This is a genomic window from Halomonas sp. 111 (assembly GCF_052379685.1).
Classification (GTDB): domain Bacteria; phylum Pseudomonadota; class Gammaproteobacteria; order Pseudomonadales; family Halomonadaceae; genus Vreelandella; species Vreelandella citrativorans.
Window position 1 is genome coordinate 44,418 of sequence record NZ_JBQSYV010000014.1, and the last position, 24,350, is coordinate 68,767.

General features: G+C 55.4%; 18 protein-coding genes and 4 tRNA genes. 6 read left to right on the plus strand and 16 right to left on the minus strand.

Going from position 1 to position 24,350, the window contains the following annotated elements:
- Nucleotides 1–174: 174 nt before the first annotated feature.
- The 14 genes from rpoC to ACT3T7_RS11820 form a co-directional block, all read right to left on the minus strand.
- Nucleotides 175–4,389, minus strand: coding sequence for a DNA-directed RNA polymerase subunit beta' (gene rpoC, locus ACT3T7_RS11755; RefSeq protein ID WP_444631137.1), 4,215 nt, complete (start codon nt 4,387–4,389; stop codon nt 175–177).
- Between the two features lie 10 nt (nt 4,390–4,399).
- Complete coding sequence (rpoB, locus tag ACT3T7_RS11760) at nt 4,400–8,476, minus strand: DNA-directed RNA polymerase subunit beta (RefSeq protein WP_172117719.1); 4,077 nt, start codon at nt 8,474–8,476, stop codon at nt 4,400–4,402.
- A gap of 257 nt (nt 8,477–8,733) precedes the next feature.
- A complete protein-coding gene (rplL, locus tag ACT3T7_RS11765) occupies nt 8,734–9,105 on the minus strand; it encodes a 50S ribosomal protein L7/L12 (RefSeq protein ID WP_087108966.1) in 372 nt (123 codons plus the stop codon).
- Nucleotides 9,106–9,216: 111 nt separating this feature from the next.
- A complete protein-coding gene (gene rplJ / locus ACT3T7_RS11770) occupies nt 9,217–9,720 on the minus strand; it encodes a 50S ribosomal protein L10 (RefSeq protein WP_106374976.1) in 504 nt (167 codons plus the stop codon).
- 303 nt (nt 9,721–10,023) lie between these two features.
- A complete protein-coding gene (rplA, locus tag ACT3T7_RS11775; RefSeq protein WP_172117720.1) occupies nt 10,024–10,716 on the minus strand; it encodes a 50S ribosomal protein L1 in 693 nt (230 codons plus the stop codon).
- Nucleotides 10,717–10,718: 2 nt separating this feature from the next.
- Nucleotides 10,719–11,150 carry a 50S ribosomal protein L11 gene (gene rplK / locus ACT3T7_RS11780; RefSeq protein WP_172117721.1) on the minus strand — a complete coding sequence of 144 codons (432 nt, stop codon included), beginning with the start codon at nt 11,148–11,150 and terminating at the stop codon, nt 10,719–10,721.
- 104 nt (nt 11,151–11,254) lie between these two features.
- The gene (gene nusG / locus ACT3T7_RS11785; RefSeq protein ID WP_172117722.1) at nt 11,255–11,788 is read right to left on the minus strand and encodes a transcription termination/antitermination protein NusG; all 534 of its coding nucleotides are present in this window, start codon (nt 11,786–11,788) and stop codon (nt 11,255–11,257) included.
- Nucleotides 11,789–11,796: 8 nt separating this feature from the next.
- Nucleotides 11,797–12,180, minus strand: coding sequence for a preprotein translocase subunit SecE (gene secE / locus ACT3T7_RS11790; RefSeq protein WP_172117723.1), 384 nt, complete (start codon nt 12,178–12,180; stop codon nt 11,797–11,799).
- 71 nt (nt 12,181–12,251) lie between these two features.
- Nucleotides 12,252–12,327: transfer RNA gene (locus ACT3T7_RS11795), tRNA-Trp, on the minus strand.
- Nucleotides 12,328–12,500: 173 nt separating this feature from the next.
- A tRNA-Thr gene (locus ACT3T7_RS11800) sits at nt 12,501–12,575 on the minus strand.
- 14 nt (nt 12,576–12,589) lie between these two features.
- Nucleotides 12,590–12,663 (minus strand) — tRNA-Gly (locus ACT3T7_RS11805).
- Nucleotides 12,664–12,767: 104 nt separating this feature from the next.
- A tRNA-Tyr gene (locus ACT3T7_RS11810) sits at nt 12,768–12,851 on the minus strand.
- Between the two features lie 119 nt (nt 12,852–12,970).
- The gene (locus tag ACT3T7_RS11815) at nt 12,971–13,810 is read right to left on the minus strand and encodes a type III pantothenate kinase (protein WP_172117724.1); all 840 of its coding nucleotides are present in this window, start codon (nt 13,808–13,810) and stop codon (nt 12,971–12,973) included.
- Nucleotides 13,807–14,790 carry a biotin--[acetyl-CoA-carboxylase] ligase gene (locus ACT3T7_RS11820; protein ID WP_172117725.1) on the minus strand — a complete coding sequence of 328 codons (984 nt, stop codon included), beginning with the start codon at nt 14,788–14,790 and terminating at the stop codon, nt 13,807–13,809. The genes ACT3T7_RS11815 and ACT3T7_RS11820 overlap by 4 nt, the downstream gene beginning before the upstream one ends.
- A gap of 163 nt (nt 14,791–14,953) precedes the next feature.
- Here ACT3T7_RS11820 and typA point away from each other — a divergent pair, with 163 nt between their 5' ends.
- From typA to ACT3T7_RS11850, 6 genes are all read left to right on the plus strand, one after another.
- On the plus strand, nt 14,954–16,780 hold the full coding sequence (gene typA / locus ACT3T7_RS11825) for a translational GTPase TypA (RefSeq protein WP_444631138.1): 1,827 nt from the start codon (nt 14,954–14,956) through the stop codon (nt 16,778–16,780).
- A gap of 314 nt (nt 16,781–17,094) precedes the next feature.
- A complete protein-coding gene (locus ACT3T7_RS11830; protein ID WP_444631139.1) occupies nt 17,095–18,528 on the plus strand; it encodes a sodium-dependent transporter in 1,434 nt (477 codons plus the stop codon).
- A gap of 59 nt (nt 18,529–18,587) precedes the next feature.
- A complete protein-coding gene (locus tag ACT3T7_RS11835; RefSeq protein WP_172117728.1) occupies nt 18,588–19,358 on the plus strand; it encodes an ABC transporter ATP-binding protein in 771 nt (256 codons plus the stop codon).
- Nucleotides 19,359–19,420: 62 nt separating this feature from the next.
- A complete protein-coding gene (locus ACT3T7_RS11840) occupies nt 19,421–20,146 on the plus strand; it encodes an ABC transporter ATP-binding protein (RefSeq protein WP_172117729.1) in 726 nt (241 codons plus the stop codon).
- 14 nt (nt 20,147–20,160) lie between these two features.
- Entirely contained in the window at nt 20,161–21,165 is a 1,005-nt protein-coding gene (locus tag ACT3T7_RS11845) for a branched-chain amino acid ABC transporter permease (RefSeq protein ID WP_172117730.1), read from the plus strand.
- Entirely contained in the window at nt 21,165–22,490 is a 1,326-nt protein-coding gene (locus ACT3T7_RS11850; RefSeq protein ID WP_172117731.1) for a branched-chain amino acid ABC transporter permease, read from the plus strand. The genes ACT3T7_RS11845 and ACT3T7_RS11850 overlap by 1 nt, the downstream gene beginning before the upstream one ends.
- A 173-nt stretch (nt 22,491–22,663) precedes the next feature.
- On the opposite strand, the gene ACT3T7_RS11855 is transcribed toward ACT3T7_RS11850, so the two are convergent.
- Both ACT3T7_RS11855 and ACT3T7_RS11860 read right to left on the minus strand, forming a co-directional pair.
- Complete coding sequence (locus ACT3T7_RS11855) at nt 22,664–23,872, minus strand: ABC transporter substrate-binding protein (RefSeq protein WP_172117732.1); 1,209 nt, start codon at nt 23,870–23,872, stop codon at nt 22,664–22,666.
- Between the two features lie 224 nt (nt 23,873–24,096).
- Nucleotides 24,097–24,333 (minus strand): hypothetical protein, encoded by a 237-nt coding sequence (locus tag ACT3T7_RS11860; protein ID WP_172117733.1) that lies wholly within the window; start codon nt 24,331–24,333, stop codon nt 24,097–24,099.
- Nucleotides 24,334–24,350: the final 17 nt, after the last annotated feature.

The window sequence follows — 24,350 nt, forward strand, 5'->3', positions numbered from 1 at the left end:
CAATGGTTGCCTAGCCTTTCAACAAATACGGGCAGCGGATGCGGGCGCACCCACCCCACTGTTAAAGGCTGCGCATTCTAAAGGCTGACCCTAGTCGACGTCAAGTCTTGCCGGCGGCTTTACCGGCAAGATAGCGCTTCCAGGGTCAGATGCTCATTTTTTACTACTCGTTTTTTAGAGCTCGTCGTCAGAATCAAGTGCTGTCAACTGTGCTCCAAGCTCCTGCTCTACCTCAGTCGCTGAGGGATTGAACAGGCGCTCAACGTCTTCGCGTTTGCGGCGACGTTCAGCGTGGTGAGTCAGACCGGTACCTGCCGGAATCAGACGCCCAACTACCACGTTTTCTTTCAGACCGCGCAGATAGTCGCGCTTGCCGGTAACGGCCGCCTCGGTCAGTACGCGGGTTGTCTCCTGGAAGGAGGCCGCAGAGATGAACGATTCGGTCGCAAGGCTGGCCTTGGTGATACCCAGCAACAAGCGCTGATACTTCGCCGGGAATTTACCTTCTTTTTCGAGACGAGCGTTCTGCTCCAGCACGCGCACAAGCTCAGCCTGGTCGCCGGTGATGAAGTCAGAATCGCCTGAATCGGCAATTTCGACCTTACGTAGCATCTGACGCACAATAACTTCGATGTGCTTGTCGTTGATACCTACGCCCTGCAGACGGTAAACATCTTGCACTTCGGCCGTAATGTACTTGGCAAGCTCCGCTACGCCGAGCAAACGCAGAATATCATGCGGGTTGCTCGGGCCATCGGAGATGACCTCACCCTTCTCAACACTTTCACCTTCAAAGACGGCGATTTGACGCCATTTCGGGATCAGCGCTTCAAACGGATCGCCAGACCCTGGCGTAATCGTCAAACGACGCTTGCCTTTGGTCTCTTTACCGAAGCTCACCACACCGCTGATTTCGGCAAGGATTGCCGGCTCTTTCGGCTTACGTGCTTCGAACAGATCAGCAACGCGCGGCAGACCACCGGTGATATCCTTGTTACCTGATGCCTCAACCGGAATACGGGCAACTACCTCACCCACACCGATGGTAGAACCATCATCAACGGAGATAATGGAATTGCCTGGCAGCAGATATTGCACTGGCGTGTTCGAGCCGGAAACCGACACGTACTCACCGGTCGCATCTTGCAGCATGACCATCGGACGCTTGTCGCGGCCAGCCATCGGGCGGGCGGCGGACTCAATGACTTCGATAGAGGAGAGGCCGGTCATCTCGTCGACTGAGCGGTGCATGGTGACACCTTCGTCGAGATCGATGAACTGCGCCTTACCCTCTACTTCAGCAATGATCGGATGGGTGTGCGGATCCCACTTGGCAACCATCGCACCGGCATCAACCACGTCACCGTCGCGCACGGAAAGCTCAGCACCGTAGGGCAGCTTGTAGTACTCACGCTCACGACCGTGATCGTCAGCAACCGCCAGGGCGCTAGAACGCGATACCACGACCAATTTACCGTCGGTACGCTCTACGTGCTTAATGTTATGCAGACGAACCTTACCGCCGTGCTTGACCTGTACGCTATCGACGGCCGATGAACGCGATGCCGCGCCACCGATGTGGAACGTACGCATGGTCAGCTGGGTACCCGGCTCACCGATTGACTGAGCGGCGATAACACCGACAGATTCACCGATGTTGACCTGGTGACCGCGGGCAAGATCACGTCCGTAACAGGACGAACATACGCCGTGCGGTGTGTCACAGGTAATGGTTGAGCGTACGATAATCTCATCCACACCCATGGTGTCGAGTTCAGCACACCACTTCTCGTCAAGCAGCGTGTTACGTGGGATCAGGACTTCTTCAGTACCTGGATCAACCACATCCAACGCAACCACACGACCCAATACGCGCTGTGATAGCGGTACGATGATGTCGCCACCCTCGATAATCGGGTGCAGGGTCAGACCGTTTTCAGTACCACAGTCAACCTCGGTGATCACTAGATCCTGGGCCACGTCCACCAAACGACGCGTCAAGTAACCGGAGTTAGCCGTTTTCAGAGCCGTATCCGCCAGACCTTTACGTGCACCGTGGGTCGAGATGAAGTACTGAAGTACGTTCAGGCCTTCACGGAAGTTGGCCACGATCGGCGTCTCGATGATCGAGCCATCCGGCTTGGCCATCAGGCCACGCATACCCGCCAACTGGCGGATCTGAGCGGCACTACCCCGTGCACCGGAGTCGGCCATGATGAAGACGCTGTTGAACGATTCCTGCTCAACTTCGTTGCCATCGCGGTCAATAACGGTCTCTTTGGAAATACCGGTCATCATCGCCTTGGCGACTTTATCGTTGGCCTTGGACCAGATATCGATAACCTTGTTGTACTTCTCGCCCGCAGTTACCAGGCCAGAAGAGAACTGGTCTTCGATCTCTTTGACTTCAGCTTCGGCCGCGTCGACGATCTCGGTTTTGGCATCCGGGATGACGAAGTCGTTAACGCCGATAGAGGCGCCGGACCAGGTCGCCAGACGGAAACCGGTGTACATCAGTTGGTCAGCGAAGATGACCGTCGGCTTGAGGCCGGAGCGGCGATATACTTCGTTGATCAGGCCAGAAATCGCCTTCTTCTTCATCGGCTGGTCGATCAGCGCAAACGGCACGCCTTCAGGCAGAATGCGGAACAACAGCGCACGGCCAACCGTGGTTTCGTATAGACGACGATGGAATGACTTCTCGCCGGTCTCTTCTTCGATGTCGACCTCGTCCAGACGCACCTTGACACGGGCGTGCAGCGATACCGACTGAGTACCGAAGGCGCGCTCAACCTCGTTGAGGTCAGAGAACACCATGCCTTCGCCCTTGGCGTTGATCTTCTCACGGGTCATGTAGTAAAGACCCAGAACAACGTCCTGCGACGGCACGATGATCGGCTCGCCGTTGGCGGGCGACAGCACGTTGTTGGTCGCCATCATCAGCGCACGGGCTTCGAGCTGGGCTTCCAGGGTCAGCGGCACGTGTACCGCCATCTGGTCACCGTCGAAGTCGGCGTTGTAGGCCGCACACACCAGCGGGTGCAACTGGATCGCTTTACCTTCGATCAGCAGCGGTTCAAACGCCTGGATACCCAGACGGTGAAGCGTCGGTGCACGGTTAAGCAGTACCGGGTGTTCGCGGATAACATCGGCAAGGATGTCCCACACTTCCGGCAGCTCGCGTTCAACCATTTTCTTCGCGGCTTTAATCGTTGAGGCGAAGCCTAGCGACTGAAGCTTGGAGTAGATAAACGGCTTGAACAGCTCCAGTGCCATTTTCTTCGGCAGACCACACTGATGCAGGCGCAGAGTAGGACCCACGGTAATCACCGAACGGCCCGAGTAATCGACGCGCTTACCCAACAAGTTCTGACGGAAACGACCCTGCTTACCTTTGATCATGTCGGCGAGCGACTTCAGCGGGCGCTTGTTGGAGCCCGTGATCGCGCGGCCACGACGACCGTTGTCAAGCAAAGCATCGACCGCTTCCTGAAGCATACGCTTCTCGTTGCGCACGATGATATCCGGCGCATTAAGGTCGAGCAGACGCTTCAAGCGGTTGTTACGGTTGATCACACGACGGTAAAGGTCGTTGAGATCGGAGGTCGCGAAGCGGCCGCCGTCCAGCGGTACCAGCGGACGTAAATCCGGTGGCAGGACAGGCAGCACTTCCATGACCATCCACGCCGGCGCATTGCCGGAGTGGTAAAACGCTTCCAGCAGCTTCAAACGCTTGGAAAGCTTCTTGATCTTGGTTTCAGAGTTAGTCTGCGGAATCTCTTCACGCAGGGTGTTTATCTCTTCTTCAAGATCAATATCTTTGAGGAGTTCTTGCACCGCTTCGGCACCCATGCGGGCATCGAAGTCATCGCCGAACTCTTCAAGGGCTTCAAAGTACTGCTCATCGTTCATCAGCTGACCACGCTCAAGCGTGGTCATGCCTGGATCGATAACAACGAAGGACTCAAAGTACAGCACGCGTTCGATATCACGCAGGGTCATATCGAGGAACATGCCGATACGCGACGGCAATGATTTCAAAAACCAGATGTGAGCAACCGGCGAGGCCAGCTCAATGTGCCCCATGCGCTCACGGCGCACGGCTGCCTTGGTGACTTCAACGCCACACTTTTCACAAATGATGCCGCGGTGCTTCATGCGCTTGTACTTACCGCACAAGCACTCGTAATCCTTTACCGGGCCAAAAATCTTGGCGCAGAACAGACCGTCCCGCTCCGGCTTAAAGGTACGGTAGTTAATGGTCTCAGGCTTCTTCACCTCGCCAAACGACCAGGAGCGAATCATGTCCGGCGACGCCAGAGTAATCTTGATCGCGTCAAACTCTTCGGACTGAGACTGCGATTTGAGTACTTTCACCAAATCTTTCATAGCACGGCTCCTAGCTCTCTAACTCAATATCGATGCCCAGCGAGCGGATTTCCTTCACGAGTACATTGAAGGATTCCGGCATGCCTGCCTGCATGGTGTGGTCGCCATCCACGATGTTTTTGTACATCTTGGTGCGGCCTTCGACGTCGTCCGATTTGACGGTGAGCATCTCTTGCAGGGTGTAGGCCGCGCCATAGGCTTCCAGCGCCCACACTTCCATCTCACCAAAGCGCTGACCACCGAACTGTGCTTTACCACCCAAGGGCTGCTGGGTAACCAGCGAGTAAGAGCCGGTAGAACGAGCGTGCATCTTGTCGTCTACCAAGTGGTTCAGTTTCAGCATGTACATGTAGCCGACGGTGACCGGGCGATCAAACGCATCACCGGTACGGCCATCGTGCAGCACCATTTGGCCAGACTCAGGGATGTCAGCAAGCTTCAGCAAGTGTTTGATTTCGTGCTCTTCGGCACCATCAAATACCGGCGTGGCCATGGGGACACCGCCTTTCAGGTTTTTCGCCAGCGCGATAACTTCGTCATCACTGAGCGAATCCAGATCTTCAAGGCGCGCACCCGGCGTGTTGTATACCTGGCCAAGGAAGTCACGGATCTCGGCAACCTGCTGGCCGCGCGCATCACGTAGCATAGCGTCGATTTTGACACCCAAACCACGCGCTGCCATTCCCAGGTGAGTTTCAAGAATCTGACCCACGTTCATACGCGACGGTACACCCAAGGGGTTAAGTACCACATCGACCGGCTCGCCCTTCTCATCGAACGGCATGTCTTCGATCGGCATAATCGCGGAGATAACACCCTTGTTACCGTGGCGACCTGCCATCTTGTCGCCTGGCTGGATACGGCGCTTGACCGCCATGTAAACCTTGACGATTTTGAGCACGCCAGGCGCCAGGTCATCGCCCTGAGTCAGCTTGCGTTTCTTGTCTTCAAAACGCTCGTCCATCTCTTTACGACGGTTTTCCAACTGCTCGTCGGCCTGTGCCAGAAGCTCGTTGTAAGCCTCATCCTGCATGCGCAGCTTGAACCACTGCTGACGCGGCAGCTCGTCGAGGTAAGCCTCGTCCAGCACGTCGCCTTTCTTGAGGTTCGGACCGCCGTTAACCGCTTGGCCATCCAGCGTACGCTGCAGACGCTCAAACGTTGCGTCTTCAGCAATACGGTAGGTTTCCTGCAGGTCCTTACGCACTTCATCCAGCTGCATTTGCTCGATGGAGAGCGCACGTGAATCTTTTTCAACGCCGTCGCGAGTGAACACCTGAACGTCGATAACCGTACCTTTCATGCCCGTAGGAGCACGCAGGGAGGTATCTTTTACGTCAGACGCTTTCTCACCGAAGATCGCACGCAGCAGCTTCTCTTCTGGCGTCAGCTGGGTTTCACCCTTCGGCGTTACCTTACCGACCAGAATGTCGCCCGGGCCAACTTCAGCACCGATGTACACGACGCCCGCCTCGTCCAATTTACCCAGCGCGGACTCACCGACATTGGGAATATCAGAGGTGATCTCTTCCGGCCCTAGCTTGGTGTCGCGAGACACACAGGTCAGTTCCTGAATGTGGATCGTGGTGAAACGGTCTTCTTGAACGACCCGCTCAGAGAGCAGAATGGAGTCCTCGAAGTTGTAGCCGTTCCAGGGCATGAACGCGATGCGCATGTTCTGACCCAGTGCCAGGTCACCCATGTCAACAGACGGGCCGTCAGCCAGAATATCGCCACGTGCAACGCTGTCGCCAGGACGCACAATGGGGCGCTGGTTCATACAGGTGTTCTGGTTCGAGCGGGTGTACTTGGTCAGATTGTAGATATCAACGCCGGCTTCACCACCGATGATCTCATCTTCGCTAACCCGTACTACCACACGACGCGCATCTACCGAGTCGATAACGCCGCCACGACGCGCTACGGCACATACGCCAGAGTCACGCGCAACGAAACGCTCCATGCCGGTACCCACCAGCGGCTTGTCAGCACGCAGAGTAGGAACGGCCTGACGCTGCATGTTCGCACCCATCAAGGCGCGGTTAGCATCATCGTGCTCCAGGAACGGAATCAGGGCAGCCGCCACCGACACGACCTGGCGAGGAGAAACGTCCATCAGCGTCACTTGCTCAGGACGCATAAAGGTGGTTTCACCACGGTGACGCACCTGAACCAGGTCGTCAGAAAGCTTATTGGACTCATCTACCGCTGCAGAAGCCTGAGCGATGATGTAGTCGCCCTCTTCAATAGCAGAGAGGTGCACAATATCGTCAGTTACCTGACCCGCATTCACCTTACGGTACGGCGTTTCGAGGAAGCCGTAGCTGTTGGTGTGGCTGTAGGTGGCCAGCGAGTTGATCAGACCGATGTTCGGTCCTTCAGGTGTTTCGATCGGGCATAAACGGCCGTAGTGCGTGGCGTGTACGTCACGTACTTCAAAGCCAGCGCGCTCACGGGTCAAACCACCCGGGCCGAGTGCAGACACACGACGCTTGTGGGTAACTTCCGAAAGTGGGTTGTTCTGGTCCATGAACTGGGACAGCTGGCTTGAACCGAAGAACTCTTTCACCGCCGCTGCAACTGGCTTGGCGTTGATCAAGTCCTGGGGCATCAGGCCTTCGCTTTCCGCCATGGAAAGACGCTCTTTTACCGCACGCTCAACGCGTACCAGGCCGACACGGAACTGGTTCTCGGCCATTTCGCCCACACAGCGAATACGACGGTTACCCAGGTGATCGATATCATCAACGTCACCAAAGCCGTTACGGATATTGATCAGCTCGCGCAGCACATCGAGGATGTCCTTGCGATCCAGTACGCCGGAACCAGTATCGGATTCACGACGCAGGCGACGGTTGAACTTCATGCGGCCTACGCCCGACAGGTCGTAGCGGTCCTCAGAGAAGAACAGGTTGTTAAACAACGTCTCGGCAGACTCTTTTGTGGGCGGCTCGCCGGGACGCATCATGCGATAAATTTCAACGAGCGCTTCAAGTGCGGAGCCAGTCGTATCCAACTTTAAGGTGTCGGAAATGAACGAGCCGCAGTCGAGGTCGTTGGTGTAAAGCGTTTCAATGCGCTTGATGCTGCCTTGCGCCATGCGCTCAAGCACTTCAGGGGTAATTTCGGTGTTGCACGGGCAGATCAACTCACCGGTTTTGGTGTCAATCTGATCCTTGGCCAGCGTTTTACCGAACAGGTATTCCATCGGTACTTCCAGACGCTCAAGGCCGGCTTTTTCAAGCTGACGAATGTGCTTCTGAGTAATCCGACGACCTTCTTCAACAATGATGTCGCCGTTGCCATCCTTGATATCAAAGGTGGCGGTTTCGCCGCGCAGACGCGAGGGTACCAGCTCCACGGAGAAGCCAGACTTCTCGATGTGGAAAACGCTGGTTTCGAAGAACTCACCAAGGATTTCTTCAGTACTCATGCCTAACGCACGCATCAGCACCGAGGCCGGCAGTTTACGGCGACGGTCAATACGTACAAACACGTTGTCTTTGGGGTCGAACTCGAAGTCCAACCAGGAACCACGGTAAGGAATTACGCGAGCAGAGTAGAGCAACTTACCAGAAGAGTGGCTCTTGCCTTTGTCGTGATCGAAGAACACACCGGGAGAGCGGTGGAGCTGGGAAACGATAACCCGCTCAGTACCATTGATAACAAAGGTACCGTTCTCAGTCATCAAGGGGATTTCCCCCATGTAGACTTCTTGCTCTTTAATATCCTTGATTGCCTTGTTCGAGGAATCGCGATCATAAATGATCAAGCGAACCTTGACGCGCAGCGGGGCGGAATAGGTCACGCCACGCAGCTGACACTCCTTAACATCGAACGCCGGCGTACCAAAGCGATAGCTAACGTACTCAAGTGCCGCGTTGCCCGAGAAACTCTCGATCGGGAAAACGGACTTGAACGCCGCATGCAGGCCAACTTCGTGACGCTCATCAGGCGAACGATCTTGCTGGAGAAAGTCGTAATAGGAATCAAGCTGGATGGCCAGCAAGTAAGGCACATCCATCACTTGGGGCAGTTTGCCGAAATCCTTGCGGATGCGTTTTTTCTCAGTATATGAGTAAGCCATCTGTATTCCCCAGCTTGTTCACCATGGGTGACCGATGCGTGGTCATCGCTGCCCTGCGCGGGCGTGTCAGACGCAGACAGCAAGCTCCTAAACCGGTAGCTCGCCGTCGAAAATCTTGATCGATAACAGTATTACAACAACGGTATTACTGTGTTTCTGTTGCAACCTTAACGTTGCAACAGAAAAAGGCCGGCAGCGGGAAAACCCGCCGCCAGCCGTGGAAGCTTACGCAGCGCGTAAAGCCGTCAGCACAAGAATTACTTGAGCTCGACGCTTGCGCCCGCTTCTTCCAGCTTCGCTTTTGCTGCTTCTGCGTCGTCTTTGGACATGGCTTCTTTGATCGTTGCCGGAGCGCCGTCAACAGCGCCTTTAGCTTCTTTCAGGCCAAGACCAGTGATTTCGCGAACTGCTTTGATGACGTTAACTTTCTTGTCACCAGCAGCGGTCAGAACCAGGTCAAACTCAGTTTGCTCTTCTGCAGCAGCTTCGCCGCCAGCAGCCGGGCCAGCCATAACAGCTGCAGCAGCTGATACGCCGAATTTCTCTTCCATTGCTTCGATCAGCTCAACAACTTCCATTACGGACATGTCGGCTACAGCATTGATGATATCGTCTTTAGACAGTGCCATTTTTCATTCCTAACTTTGCGGGAGTCTCGGTCGGCCGAGAACTCGGGATTCATTGCTCGGTTCAGGCAACGCAACCGACATAGCGTTCACGCTGCCTGCAAAAAGGTCTGCTTACGCAGCTTCTTCTTGCTTCTGATCGCGCAGAGCGGCCAGGGTACGAACCAGCTTGCCAGCGGAGGCTTCTTTCATTACCGACATCAACTTGGCAATTGCTTCGTTGTAAGTCGGTAGGGTTGCCAGACGGTCGATGTCAGCAGCCGGGATCAGTTCGCCTTCGTAGGCCAACGCCTTCACTTCGAAGTTCTGCTCAGTTTTAGCAAAATCCTTGAACAAACGAGCGGCAGCGCCCGGATGATCAGTAGAGAAAGCCAACAGAGTCGGACCAACAAAGCTCTCGTTCAGACACTCCCACTGAGTGCCCTCGAGGGCGCGGCGAGCCAGCGTGTTACGAACAACACGCAGCTCTACACCATTCTCACGTGCCTGCTTGCGCAGATCGGTCATTTTACCGACCGTGACACCGCGAGAATCGGCAACTACGACGGAGAGTGCGCCCTTGGCCGCTTCACTGACCTCGGCAACAATCGCTTTCTTGCCTTCAAGTGCTAGTGGCACAGTGATCACTCCTTCGTGCCGGAGCCTTTTTAAGGCGCCGGAGGTTACCATCTCTTCCAGGCCTACTCTAACCAGCACTGGAAGCCTTAGGGGATGGTGCTCACCAGAAAGCAATGTCGCTAAAAAGCTTCAACCAACTGGCGGCCACACCATCTGCGCAGGCGCTTTAGGCAATTAAGCCGCGCTGAGATAAAAACATCCAACGCGGCACCTGCGGTCTTTGACGGTGCTCCAGTAGGCTTACCTAACCAGAGGACCGCAAAGTTCTTGCTCGGTTCTTACTTAAACCTGTCGACGGTCTGCTTATACCAACGCAGAGTGGTCGATAGTCAGACCTGGGCCCATGGTAGTGGACAGGGTGACTTTCTTAAAGTAAATACCTTTAGAAGAGCTCGGCTTGAGCCTCTTAAGGTCAGCAACCAGCGCTTCCAGGTTGCCTTGAACAGACGCAGCATCAAACGTCACTTTACCCAGTGTCGTGTGAATAATACCGTTTTTGTCAGTACGGAAACGTACCTGACCGGCCTTGGCGTTCTTAACTGCGGTTGCAACGTCAGGCGTTACGGTGCCGACTTTCGGGTTCGGCATCAGGCCGCGCGGACCAAGAATCTGGCCCAACTGACCAACAACGCGCATAGCGTCCGGAGAAGCGATAACGACGTCAAAATCCATCACGCCTTTCTTCACTTGCTCAGCCAGCTCATCCATACCCACGATGTCAGCGCCTGCTTCTTTAGCAGCATCGGCGTTAGCACCTTGAGTGAAGACCGCTACGCGTACATCTTTACCAGTACCGTTAGGCATGACAGTTGCGCCACGAACGACCTGGTCAGATTTACGCGGATCAACACCCAGGTTGATCGCGACATCAACAGACTCATTGAACTTAACAGTAGACAGCTCAGAAAGCAGTGCGACCGCCTCTTCCAGAGAGTACGTCTTGCTGGCATCTACTTTCTCGCGAATTACCTTCGCGCGCTTAGACAGTTTAGCCATGATCAGAGACCCTCCACGTTAAGGCCCATGCTACGAGCGCTGCCTGCGATAGTACGTACGGCGGCATCGAGATCAGAAGCCGTCAGATCAGGCTCCTTGGTTTTGGCGATCTCTTCAATCTGCTCGCGCGTCACGGTACCGACCTTCTTCTTGTTCGGCTCACCAGAACCCGACTTGATACCAGCGGCTTTTTTCAGCAGCACGGCAGCAGGCGGTGTTTTGGTAACGAACGTGAAGCTACGGTCAGAGTAGACAGTGATCACGACAGGCGTTGGCAGACCCGGCTCAATCTCTTGAGTCGCTGCGTTAAACGCCTTACAAAATTCCATGATGTTCACACCGTGCTGACCCAGTGCTGGGCCTACGGGCGGACTTGGATTGGCTTTACCTGCAGCTACCTGCAGCTTGATATAAGCCTGGACTTTCTTGGCCATGGTAAATACTCCAATTGGGTAATAGCGCCTTGCGGCTCCCCGGGACTAGCGAGACAGCCAACGGCTGCCTCTTACGAATTTACGACGTTTTCTTAACCTGCGCCTTACTCTTTCTCGACCTGAGAAAACTCAAGTTCGACAGGTGTTGCACGCCCAAAGATCAATACACTGACCTGCAAACGGCTCTTGTCGTAGTTGACTTCTTCAACCAAACCGTTGAAGTCGGCAAAAGGACCATCGATAACACGTACCGACTGGCCCGGCTCAAACATTGTCTTGGGCCGCGGCTTATCGGTCCCGTCTTTAACGCGACGCAAAATAGCGTCCGCTTCACGGGTCGTGATTGCAGCCGGCTTCTCTTTCGTTCCGCCAATGAAGCCCATAACGCGCGGAGTCTCATTAACGAGATGCCATGTCTCATCGGCCATCTCCATCTCGACTAATACATAGCCGGGATAGAATTTACGCTCACTCTTGCGGCGTTTGCCGTCGCGCATTTCCACGACTTCTTCCGTCGGCACCAGAATTTCGCCAAAACGATCTTCCATACCGTACATTTTTACGCGCTCAATCAGTGAGCGCATAACATGCTTCTCAAAACCGGAATAGGCGTGGACGACGTACCAACGTTTGGACATGAAAACTCCTAACCAATGACGCCGGACATTGCCCAGCCAAGAAGAGTGTCAATCAACCACAGCATCAACCCCACCACGAGAACCGCCACCAGAACAATCGCAGTGGTTTGAATAGTCTCGGGACGGGTCGGCCATACAACGCGCTGAATCTCTTTCTTGGCGCTTACGGCAAGCTCTGTTAAGTCGCGACCTTTAGTAGTGGTAAGTGCGATAAAACCTGCAAGCACACACAACACCACCACACCTAATACGCGGTAGAGCAAGCCAATATCGGCGAAATAGGTATTACCAACGACAGCAACGACAAGCAGCGCTGCAACCACAGCCCACTTAAGCCCGTCATGGCGCGCCTGCTGCACCTCGGTACCGTGCTTTACAGAACCAGGCTTCATAAAACGAGACTCCTTGGGATGCGGCTACAATAAAGGAATTCTGAAAAAAAACATGCCAACCTGGGGAAGGTTGGCAGGCCAGGAGGGACTCGAACCCCCAACCTGCGGTTTTGGAGACCGCTGCTCTGCCAATTGAGCCACTGGCCTATCATCGCTGCACAGGCAAAGAAAAGCCTACACAACAGCGGGCGCCATGATAGCGGAGAAATAACCACCTGACAACCCCACTCTGCATCGAACACTCAAAACATGCAGCGCTCTACAAACAGAGACGAACTCAGAAACAAAAAAAGCGAGCTTCGCTCGCTTTTCTCAAAATATGGAGCTCATGGACGGAATTGAACCGTCGACCTCACCCTTACCAAGGGTGTGCTCTACCCCTGAGCTACATGAGCCAAATCACATCAACTGGAGCGGGCGGCGGGAATCGAACCCGCACCATCAGCTTGGAAGGCTGAGGTTCTACCGTTGAACTACGCCCGCGTAACTGCTGCATGGATTACAAGCCGCTGCACGCCGAACGATAGACAATGCCCTCTACCGGCTTTCATCCCACAACACCGACAAACGTCGCTGCTGCTTAAATCTGGTGGAGAGAGAAGGATTCGAACCTTCGAAGCTTTCGCGGCAGATTTACAGTCTGCTCCCTTTGGCCACTCGGGAATCTCTCCAGCGTTGGCGGCACATTATGCCAGCCTCCAAAACACTGTCAAGCTAGATATTTACTTAATTTATCGTAGCTTGCGATGCTAGCGCATCTGTTAGCTGCCTTGGAACGCGCTGCATTCTGTCAAAGCAGCATAGAGAATGCAAGCCCTGCGCGAATTTTTTCTAACGATACAGGCTCAGGCACACGCGGCGCACCGGCCATTTTTCCTGCTCGTTCAGTGAAGGTAAGCGGAAAACTGGCCTCAAGTCCCCCATACACCATATCAGGCCATACCGCGTGAGGCACCTGCACGCCTCGAGAAACCACGCGTGCATCGCCGCCTGTTAACAGCACGGGTAGCGCAATGCCCTGCTGATCGCACACTTCGCTATAAATACGGTTAATCGCGCTAACAGCCGCCATATAAATCCCGTGATTAACCGCATCGACGGTGCGACGCCCAGGCTCCAGCAAAGCGTCCGCCTCGCTTTCAGGATCAATCGCGACATTGCGGGTACCCAGCTTTAAGCTCTCTTTCATTAGCCGCAGTCCCGGGATAATAAAGCCCCCCAGGTGCATACCACCAGGCAGCACAAAATCAATAGTGATTGCACTACCACAGTCGACCGCACAGCAGCCTCCGGCCAGTTGGTACCCGGCAAGCGCTCCCATCCATCGGTCGACCCCCAACCGAGAGGGCTCCTCATAGCCGTTAACAACGCCCAACGCTTCAGGTGTTGAGTGCGCCACATAGACATGGCGCACCTTGTGGCGCAGCAGCGTCACCGTCTCCTCCAACACAGCGGCCCGGGCAACGCTTGAAATACGTACGGCCTCAACCACATCAAGGTCTGGAATATCCGCCCCTGGGCGCCACTCTTCGCGCGTCCAGACAGCACCGCGCGAGCGTATTTCACTACTTTCGGCATCCTTGAGCCGCCATTTCGACAAGGTATTACCGATATCCAAATCCAGAATCATAAGCGCCTGCGTACGCTGATCTCACCGCCTGCCAAGCGCCGCGAGTGACCGTTTTCAGTAACCCATAAGTTACCGCTGTTATCGACGTCGCCTGCGATCGCATCGCTGACGCGCTCCCCTTGAATGATGCGTACCGGCGCGCCTACATACGCATGGCGCGCATTCCACTCATCGCGCCATGCGGCAAAACCGACGTGCTCAAAATCTGCCAGCATGCTCAGAAGCCCCGCCACAACATCTGACGCCAACTGATTTCGCGTATGCCCGGCATGCACATCAAACAGCGCAGCTACCGGCTGATCAATGGCGGCGCGCTGAGACTCGGTTAACGACAGGTTCATGCCCATGCCAATCACAACCTCGCAAGGCCCCGCCGCATCGCCCGTCACCTCAATCAATATGCCAGCCAGCTTGCCCAGCTCGTCGCCTGCATCCACCATCAGAATATCATTGGGCCATTTTAGCTTAGGCGCAGCGCCCAGTTGCTCAAGCACCTGAGACACAACCACGCCTACCGCAAGGCTTAACCCTTCAAGCGAGGCTACCCCCGCGTCAAAGCGCCAGCCCAACGAGAGCATCAAACTTTGCCCCCACGGGGTTGTCCATACGCGCCCACGGCGACCACGACCGGCGGTTTGGAGTTCAACCAGGCACACTTCGCCATGCCCCGCACCCTGATTAAATCGCTGACGCAGATACTCATTGCTTGAAGGCAACTGGTCTTCGACAAATAATCGTGTCAACAAATGGCGTGCCTGAGCAGGCAGGTGCTCAACAATTCGGGCACCTTCCAATGGCTCAAGGCGGTGGGCTAATCGATAGCCCCTCCCTTTGACCGCCACCAATTCCACGCCCAAGGCTTCCAATTTTTTTAGCTGTTTCCATACAGCAGCCCGCGAAACGCCCAGCGTTTCGCCTAATTGTTCACCAGAGTGAACATTGCCATCGCTCAACAAACGCACCAGGTTACCGATGGTCATGTGCTTGCCCCAACTGGGAAAACGCCTATCTTAACGGATGCACGTAGGAGGCGAAAACTGCCGCGTTTGGGTTATTGACTTAACGCTTTATTTGAGACAAGGCTGGTAGTCGACCATACCGAGACCCTATAATGCCGCCCTATTTTCCCAGCAGGATCGCGTCGTGATCGAGAATCTTCGTAACATTGCCATCATCGCCCACGTTGACCACGGCAAAACTACCTTGGTAGACAAGCTGTTAAGTCAATCGGGCACACTAGACCGCAAGGCCGAAGCCCAAGAGCGGGTTATGGACTCCAATGACCAGGAGAAAGAGCGCGGCATTACGATCCTGGCCAAAAACACAGCCATTCAGTGGCAAGATGGCAATGGTACGGGCTACCACATCAACATCGTTGACACCCCTGGGCACGCTGACTTCGGTGGTGAAGTAGAGCGCGTTATGTCCATGGTGGATTCAGTGCTACTGCTGGTTGACGCGGTTGATGGCCCGATGCCGCAAACCCGCTTTGTGACTCAAAAAGCGTTCTCTCAAGGCCTCCAGCCGATCGTCGTGGTGAACAAGATTGACCGCCCTGGCGCACGCCCTGACTGGGTTATCGACCAGATTTTCGATCTGTTTGACAACTTGGGTGCCACCGACGAGCAGCTCGACTTCCCAATCATCTACTGCTCAGCACTCAACGGCATTGCCGGCATGGAGCCTGACGCACTTGCCGAGAACATGGACCCCATGTTCCAGGCGATTGTAGATATCGTTAAGCCGCCGCAAGTTGAAGTCGACGGTCCCTTCCAGATGCAGATTTCCGCACTGGATTACAACAGCTACGTGGGTGTTATCGGTCTTGGCCGCATCAAGCGCGGCAGTGTCAAGCCGGGCCAACAGATCACCGTCATCACTAAGGAAGGCGCTACCCGCAAAGGTAAAGTCGGCCAGGTCATGACGCACATGGGCCTGGAGCGTGTACAAACGACCGAAGCGACCGCAGGTGACATCGTTTGTATCACCGGTATCGAAGATCTGGCGATTTCCGATACGCTGTGCGACAACAGTGCCGTTGAAGCCCTGCCGCCGCTTTCCGTTGATGAGCCAACCGTGTCCATGACCTTCCAGGTCAATGACTCGCCGTTCGCCGGCAAAGAAGGCAAGTACGTCACCAGCCGTAATATCAAGGATCGTCTTGATCAAGAGCTGATTCACAACGTGGCACTGCGCGTTGAACAGGGCGACACCCCTGAAAAATTCAAGGTTTCCGGGCGCGGCGAGCTTCACTTGTCGGTACTGATCGAAACCATGCGTCGTGAAGGCTTTGAGCTGGCCGTTGGCCGCCCCGAAGTTATCATCAAAGAGATCGACGGCATTAAGCAGGAGCCCTACGAAGAAGTCATCATTGACTGTGAAGAGCAGCACCAGGGCTCGATCATGGAAGAGCTTGGCTATCGTAAGGGTGAACTGACTAACATGAATCCGGATGGTAAAGGCCGTGTTCGCTTGGACTTCATCATTCCTGCACGTGGTTTGATCGGTTTCCGTGGTCAGTTCCTGACCCTGACATCCGGCACCGGCATCTTGACCAGCCGCTTTGACCACTACGGTCCGCTGAAGCCCGATGCGTCTATCGAACGTCGTAACGGCGTTCTGGTCTCTATGGTGGGCGGTAAAGCGCTGGCCTATGCCCTTTACGCGCTGCAAGAGCGTGGCAAGCTGATCATCGATCACGCTACCGAAGTCTACGAAGGCATGCTGATCGGTATTAACAACCGTGCCAACGACATGGTGGTTAACCCGACCAAGGGTAAAAAGCTCGATAACATGCGCTCCACCGGTAACGATGAAAACATCGTACTGACGCCGCCGATCAAGTTCACGCTGGAACAGGCCATTGAATTCCTGGATTCCGATGAGCTGGTGGAAGTCACGCCGACGCACATCCGCCTGCGCAAGAAGCACCTGACAGAGAACGAGCGTAAGCGCGCTGGCAAGAAATAAGTCAGCTGAGCAAACGCTCAACGCGCTCTAGCAAGACCGAAAGCCCGCCACCGTGCGGGCTTCCTTGTATCTGGGGCGCTCTTTGCAAACGTTTGCGCCATTCATTGCCCCGCGGCTACCTCCGCTACTCTTTTTTAAAGCCCCGCCAAGTGCACCAATAAACGCAGCCTAAACGCCAAGGCGCTGGAAAGCGCACGCATTCTACCGCACAGTAGCTTACAACTGGCGACGCCAAAGCTTTCTGCCAAACTGCAATACATACAGGCATTTGGATACCGATCTTTGCCTATCACTTGCACAGGAACACTCTGTACATGAGTGGACACAACGTCTGGACGCACAAGGGTACTTTTTTACTGGCGGCGGTAGGCTCCGCCGTGGGCTTGGGCAATCTTTGGCGTTTCCCGTATTTAACCGGTGAAAACGGTGGCGGGGCGTTTATCCTGGTGTATGCCGCCACCATTTTGGCCGTCGGCACTCCTATCCTGATCGCCGAGACCATGCTGGGCCGCACCAGCCGTCAGAGCCCTATTATGGGCATGCGGCACTTAACCAAAACGCACAAAGCCTCGCGCGCCTGGGAGTTAATCGGCTGGCTGGGCGCGGCTTCGGCTTTTTTGATTTTAAGCTTTTACTCGGTCATCGCTGGCTGGGCACTGCACTACACCGGGCTGATGCTGACCGGCTCGCTTGTGGGTGCCGACGCGCAAACGATGGCGGCGAGTTTTGACGCACTGCTGGCGTCCCCTTCCCTTATGACGCTGTATCACACGCTGTTCATTGCGGCGTCTGCACTCATCGTCAGCATGGGCGTTCACCGAGGAATTGAGACGGGCCTGCGCATTATGATGCCTGCGCTGTGCATTATTCTGGCGGTAGTGCTTGCTTACAGTGTGATGAATGGCGATATACGTGCGGCGGCGCGCTTTCTGTTGACCTTTAACATCGCGGACCTGAGCCTTGAGGGCTGGCTACAGGCCGTGGGGCAGTCCTTCTTTACGCTAAGCCTGGGGATGGGCGCTATTATGGCCTACGGCGCCTATATGCCCGGCGATGCCTCTCTTACGCGCACCGCCATTGGCGTGGCCATAGTGGATACGGCGATTGCCATGGTGGCAGGGCTAGCGATTTTCGCGCTGGTATTTGGGGCAGGGCTTGAAACCGGCCAGGGTCCAGGGCTGATGTTTGTGACGCTGCCCCTTGCCTTCGCTGAAATGCCGCTGGGGGCGCTAATCGGCGGCGTCTTCTTTATTTTAGTGCTGGGGGCTGCGATTAGTTCCTCTATCTCACTTATCGAGCCCGTGGCCGCTTTTCTGGTCGAGCGCTTCAACCTTACCCGGCCCCAGGCAGTCATCATCGTGGTGGTGGCGGCTTGGGCAACGGGACTGCTCACCGTCGCAAGCTTTAACATCGGCGCAGAAGACAGTCTTTTCCACCATCTATTTGGCCGCAGCGCCTTTGATGTTATCGAACTATTGACCAATATCTTTATGCCGCTGGGTGGCCTGATGATTGCGCTATTCGCGGGCTGGGTGCTCACCCAAAGCGAAGTGATGAAAGAGCTGGATACTACCCATGGCTGGTTTATTAGCTGGCGGTTTCTAGTGCGTTTTGTTGCCCCTACCGCAGTGGCGTTTGTCTTTTTACGCACTATTCCTCAGGTTGAGGGCTATATGATTCCTGCGCTTGGCGCCCTGCTACTGGTCGGCCTCTTTGCGCTTAGCCAACGACGCCAAAAACCGCGCTGATCAGCGCCCTACAATAACAACACAGACGACCCAATGGTCGCCTACATCACGAGGGCACTATGCATCCTCTTATTGAAGTACAGCAGGTGAACAAGGCGTTTGGTGGATTACAGGTGATTAACAACTGCTCCATTCGCGTCGAGAAAGGCTCAATTACCGGCATGATCGGCCCTAATGGGGCAGGTAAATCGACCCTGTTTAATCTGATCGCTGGTTCCCTGACGCCGGATAGCGGCCATGTATTTCTCGACGGTGACGATATTACCGCGCTCAGCGCCAACCAACGCTTCCACAAGGGGCTTTTACGCACCTTCCAGATTGCCCATGAATTTAGCCAAATGAGTGCGCTGGAAAATCTGATGATGGTGCCGCCTCATCAGGCGGGAGAAAGCTTATTCAACACGTGGTTTAAACCGGCACGGGTGCGTGAAGAAGAAGCGGCGGTCCGAAAACGTGCGCTTGAGGTCATCGAGTTTGTCGGCCTGCACCATGTCCGCAATGAGCTGGCAGGCAACCTGTCTGGCGGGCAAAAAAAGCTGTTAGAGCTTGGCCGCACCATGATGACGGACGCCAAGGTCGTGCTGCTTGATGAAATTGCCGCAGGCGTTAACCGCACCCTGCTGGGCGACTTGATCAGCAATATTGAGCGTTTGAATCGCGATTTGGGTTACACCTTTTTAGTGATCGAACACGACATGGACATGATTGCCCGGCTATGCGACCCGGTGATTGTCCTGGCTCAAGGGAGCGTGATGGTCGAGGGGCATATTCAGGATATTCAAAATGACCCAGAGGTGATTGAAGCTTACTTTGGCACCGACGCTGCCTGATCAAACGCTCCCTATAAACGACAACAAGCCGCTTAAAAGCGATGCAGCGAGATACTTTTGCCATGTCATTAACAACATCAACGACGCCACTGCTTGAGGCACGTAATGTGCACGGTGGTTATGGCGCCATGAACATCCTTAACGGGGTGAACATGTCACTTTATGCCCATGAAGTGGGCGTTATTGTAGGGCCCAACGGCGCTGGCAAGTCGACCATGCTCAAAGCCGTATTTGGACTGTTAAACGTTAGTCAGGGCGACATTCTGCTCAACGGCGAGCCCATTCATAACCTGGCCTCCAATAAACTTGTTGAGCGCGGAATGGGCTTTGTCCCCCAGGAGAAAAACATTTTCCCAAGCCTTACCGTTAAGGAAAACCTGGAGATGGGCGCCTATCTCAAGCCCCACAACGTCAAGCGCATGCTGGAGCAGGTATACGCGTTTTTCCCGCCATTGGTAGAGAAGCGCCATCAGCCCGCCGGTGAGCTGTCAGGCGGCCAGCGTCAGATGGTCGCCATGGGCCGCGCCCTGATGGCAGAGCCAAGCCTGCTGCTGCTTGATGAACCCACGGCCGGGCTTTCGCCCCTTTACATGAACGAGATTTTCGACCGGGTTAAGCAGATCAATGCGGCGGGCGTAGGCATTTTAATGGTCGAACAAAACGCCAGGCAGGCGCTTGCCATTGCCGACAAGGGCTTTGTCCTGGCTGCCGGCCAAAACCGCTTTACTGATACCGGGGCAGCCCTGCTTGCCGACCCAGACGTGGCCAAGAGCTTTTTGGGCGGCTAGCCCGAGGGAATACGATGAACGAACTGATCTTTTTTATTAATAACGTGGTGATCGCAGGTAGCGTTACCGGCTCGATTTACGCGATTGGTGCGATTGGCGTAACGTTGATTTTTAGCATCATGCGCTTTGCCCACTTCGCGCATGCCGACATGATGACCTTTGGTGCCTTTATGGTGCTTTTGCTGACCACGCTATTTCCTGCCGCAGGCGCCAGCATGGGCATCCCTAGCGCACTTTTGATGCTACCTGTTGCCATGCTGCTGACGGCGCTACTGGCGGTCGGCATCGATAAGGTATTTTATAAGCCACTGCGCGCGCATGGCGTTAAACCCATCGTGTTGGTCATTGGCTCTCTTGGCGTCACGCTGATGCTGCAGGGGCTTATTCGCCTGTTTGCAGGCACCGGCGGCCAGAGTTTGTACGTGGATGATCGCAAGGAAATTTTCCGCATTGCCGTGCCGTTTGAAGGGGTGCGCGCGCCGATTGTGATCACCGAGCCGCAAATCTACCTGTTTGTCATTACCCTGGTGGCCGTCGTTGCCCTGCATCTGTTTTTAAACCGTTCACGGCTGGGTAAAGCGATGCGCGCAATGTCGGATAATCCGGAGCTTGCCCAGGCCTCGGGCATCAATACCAATACGATTGTGGCCATCACGTGGGTCATTGCAGGCAGCCTGGCGGCGATTGCCGGCACGCTGCTTGCCCTGGATGTGACGTTCAAGCCCGATTTAAGTTTTTTCCTGCTGCTGCCTATCTTCGCCGCCGCCATTGTCGGTGGGGTCGGCCACCCCTACGGGGCGATTGCCGGCGGTTTTGTGGTCGGCTTTGCTGAAACCCTGGCGGTGTTTAACTGGAACATGCTGCTGCGCCCCTTCCAGGACAGCTTCCCTGCCTGGCTGGAACTTCCCTCTAACCTGGCGTTTGTGGGTACCGAGTACAAAATTGTGGTGCCGTTTTTCATTCTGGTGGCCATTCTGGTGTGGCGTCCTACCGGCCTCTTTAAAGGCAAGGTGATCTAATGAGCGATTCAAGCAACACCCGCAACCCCGCTTATACACCTAAAGACGCGACACCTGAGCGGCGCTTTCCTGTCCGCGAAGTAGTGCTGTTTGGCACACTCCTCATCGCCATTTTGGCGGTTTATGGCTTAATGGGCGCCGCCTACAGTACGCGCATGCTGGTTGAGGCGGCCTGTTACGCCATTCTTGCCCTGGGCCTGACCATTCAGTGGGGCTATGCCGGGCAATTCAATGCCGGGGTGATGGGCTTTGTGGCGCTGGGCGGTTTCTGCGCCATGCTGTTTAGCGTGCCCGTCAACGATGCCTTTTGGGGCACCGAACTGCCAGGCGAGCTGGGCCGTGTGCTGCTCTATGGCCTGGCAGCCACACTGGTGGTGGTAGGTGCCACCCGGCTTGACCGGCTGGGCGTCCCCAAAAAGCTGCGTACCCTGATTGCCGTGGTGCTCGCGGTCGTGCTGTATCTGGTGGTGATTAGCCTGCTGCGCGATGTGACCAGCCAAATTCAAGCACAGGCAGGGTTTGTGGGCGGTTTTGGCCTGCCTGCCTGGACCGGCTGGATCGTAGGTGGCGCCTTGGCAGGCGGCGTAGGCTACCTGATTGGACATATCTGCTTAGGGCTTCGCAGCGACTATCTGGCGATTGCCACGCTGGGCATTGCGGAAATTATTAAAGCGTTTTTGAAAAACTCCGACTGGCTGACACGCGGCACCGCCACGGTATCACCGCTCCCCTGGCCAACGCCCGGGCCGGCAGAGCTTGGCTTTACGCTCTCAAGGGCACTGTACCTGTCGATCACGGCCGTGGTGATTGCGGTGATTTTCTTTCTACTTCACCGGGCCTATCACGCGCCTTGGGGACGCATGATTCGAGCAATACGCGATAACGAAGTCTCGGCGGCCGCCATGGGCAAGGACATCAACAAGCGCCGCCTGGAGATCTTTGTACTGGGGTGCATTTTGATGGGCCTTGGCGGTGGCATACTGGGGACGTTTAACAGCCTGTTTGATCCTCAAGGCTATCTGCCGCTTAACCACACGTTTTTGGTGTTGGTGATGGTGATACTGGGCGGGCCGGGTAATAACCTGGGTACTATTTTCGGTGCCGTCGCGGTGTATATTATCTGGATTATGTCGGAGCCGTTGGCGCTCTTTTTGATGCAGTTGATCGTCAGCGTAGGTGAAAGCACGTTTGGCTGGGATGCACCGAACAATATGGATAGCCGCGCCCTGCAGGCACGGGTGTTGGTGATCGGCATGTTGATAACGCTGGTGCTGCGCTTTGCGCCTAAAGGGTTGCTGCCCGAAAAAATCACCCAGCACGGTTGATGGCGAACGGTCCAAAGGGCTGTTTCAAGGTCAGTCTCAAGGGCTGTTTCAAGGTCAGTCTCAAGGACTATCTCAAGGGCCTCCTTAAAAACCTGCCTACGAAAAAGCCCCGGTGCAAAACACCGGGGCTTAAACGACTTATCGATCCTGATCAAACGGCCTCGCTAACACGCTTATAAATCTACCTGCCCTTTGCTGGTAAATTGGCCATCTTCAATCACCATTTCTACGACGACGCCAGGCACATCACCGTATTCATCAAAATCGTGGGCGCCTGAGGCACCTTCGTAATTGATCTCGGTGCCCGCTGCGATTAGCTCGACGGCCTTCTCCCACTCCCCCGGTAGAATCACTTCGCCCGGCGCACTGGAAACACTGCGCAGCGCCTCGGAAAGCCCTTCACGCTCGGCGCTGCCGTTTTGCTCAATGGCCAGCGCCAGCAAGAAAGCGGCATCATACGCTTGGGCGGCAAACACCGCGCTGGGGTCAAAGCCTGCGGCTTCAGCGGCCTCGTTGAAAATAGGCGTACCGGGCAGGTCCGGGCTGCCTGGCCGCGTGGCAATCATGCCGTCCAGCACGTCTGCACCAATCGCCTCGACCAGGCTATCGCCGACCATACCGTCAGCGCCCACATACTGGGTAAACATGCCGCTTTCATACGCCTGGCGAAGCACGGTTTGACCAGAGGTGTCGGCATAGGCCAGCACCACCAGCGTATCGGCGCCACCAGCAGAGAGCGAGCCCAATTCAGAACGGTAATCAGCGCGGTTATCTTCATGGGCAAGGTTTTCGGCAATCTTGCCGCCACCGGCTTCAAACGCTACGCTGAACGCATCCGAGAGTCCGCGCCCGTAGTCATTATTGACATAGGTCACCGCCACGTAGTCAATACCTTTATCAAGCAGCAGCTTGGCCAGGATCTCGCCCTGGAACGCGTCAGAAGGCACCGTACGGAAGACCAAATCGTTGTCATCCAGCTCAGAGACCGCAGGCGCCGTCGAGGCAGGCGAGACCATCACCACCCCACCCGGGATCGCCGCGTTATTGGCTGCGGCAATCGTCGCCCCGGTGCAAAGTGCCCCCACAATCGCGGTGACCTGCTCAGAGTTGACCATGCGGTCAGCCGCGTTCGAGGCTGCCGAGGCATCGGCGCAGGTGGTATCGCCCGAAGGCATTACCAACGTTTGGCCATCCAGAATGCCGCCCTGGTCGTTAACCTGCTGGACGGCAAGCTTTGCCCCTTCAAAGATAGGCGGCGTAAGACTTTCAATTCCCCCGGTAAAACCACCAAGGAAGCCAATTTTCACTTCTGCCTGGGCCACACCCGTTATGGCAAATGCAGAGGCCGCAACGGCAGTGGCTAATGCGCGCTTATTGATCATATTATTTGTCGCTCCCAGTGAGATAACCCGTCCTGCGCTAGCGCGCAGAAACTTCCTCTAATCTGGAACCACAACGTTAAAAACACAAGCAACGCTTTCTAACGCTGCTTTGATGTTTATCGACGACGCGCTGTATCTACAACCAGCGTTACAGGCATTAAAGCACCGCCATCTGTAAGAGCAGTACGCACAGCATTAGCCAACCCAGCCACCGCCTGCATCCTTTACTCATGGCGGCTATTACCAAGCCGCTGGTCTTGTTGTTTACGCTGTCGATTACGGCGGTACACGCGCACCAGCGCAATACTTAGCGCCGCTGCTAACATGAAGCCCAAGGTGAGTCCTTGCCAGGGCCGTGCCGCACTTTCCAATAGCGTCTCCAGCGTGATGATAACGATCAGGCCCAACGCCTGAGAACCAATAGCCAGCGCGCGCAGCACGTCAAAGGCGGGTTGTGACATAGTCAGACTCCGTAATT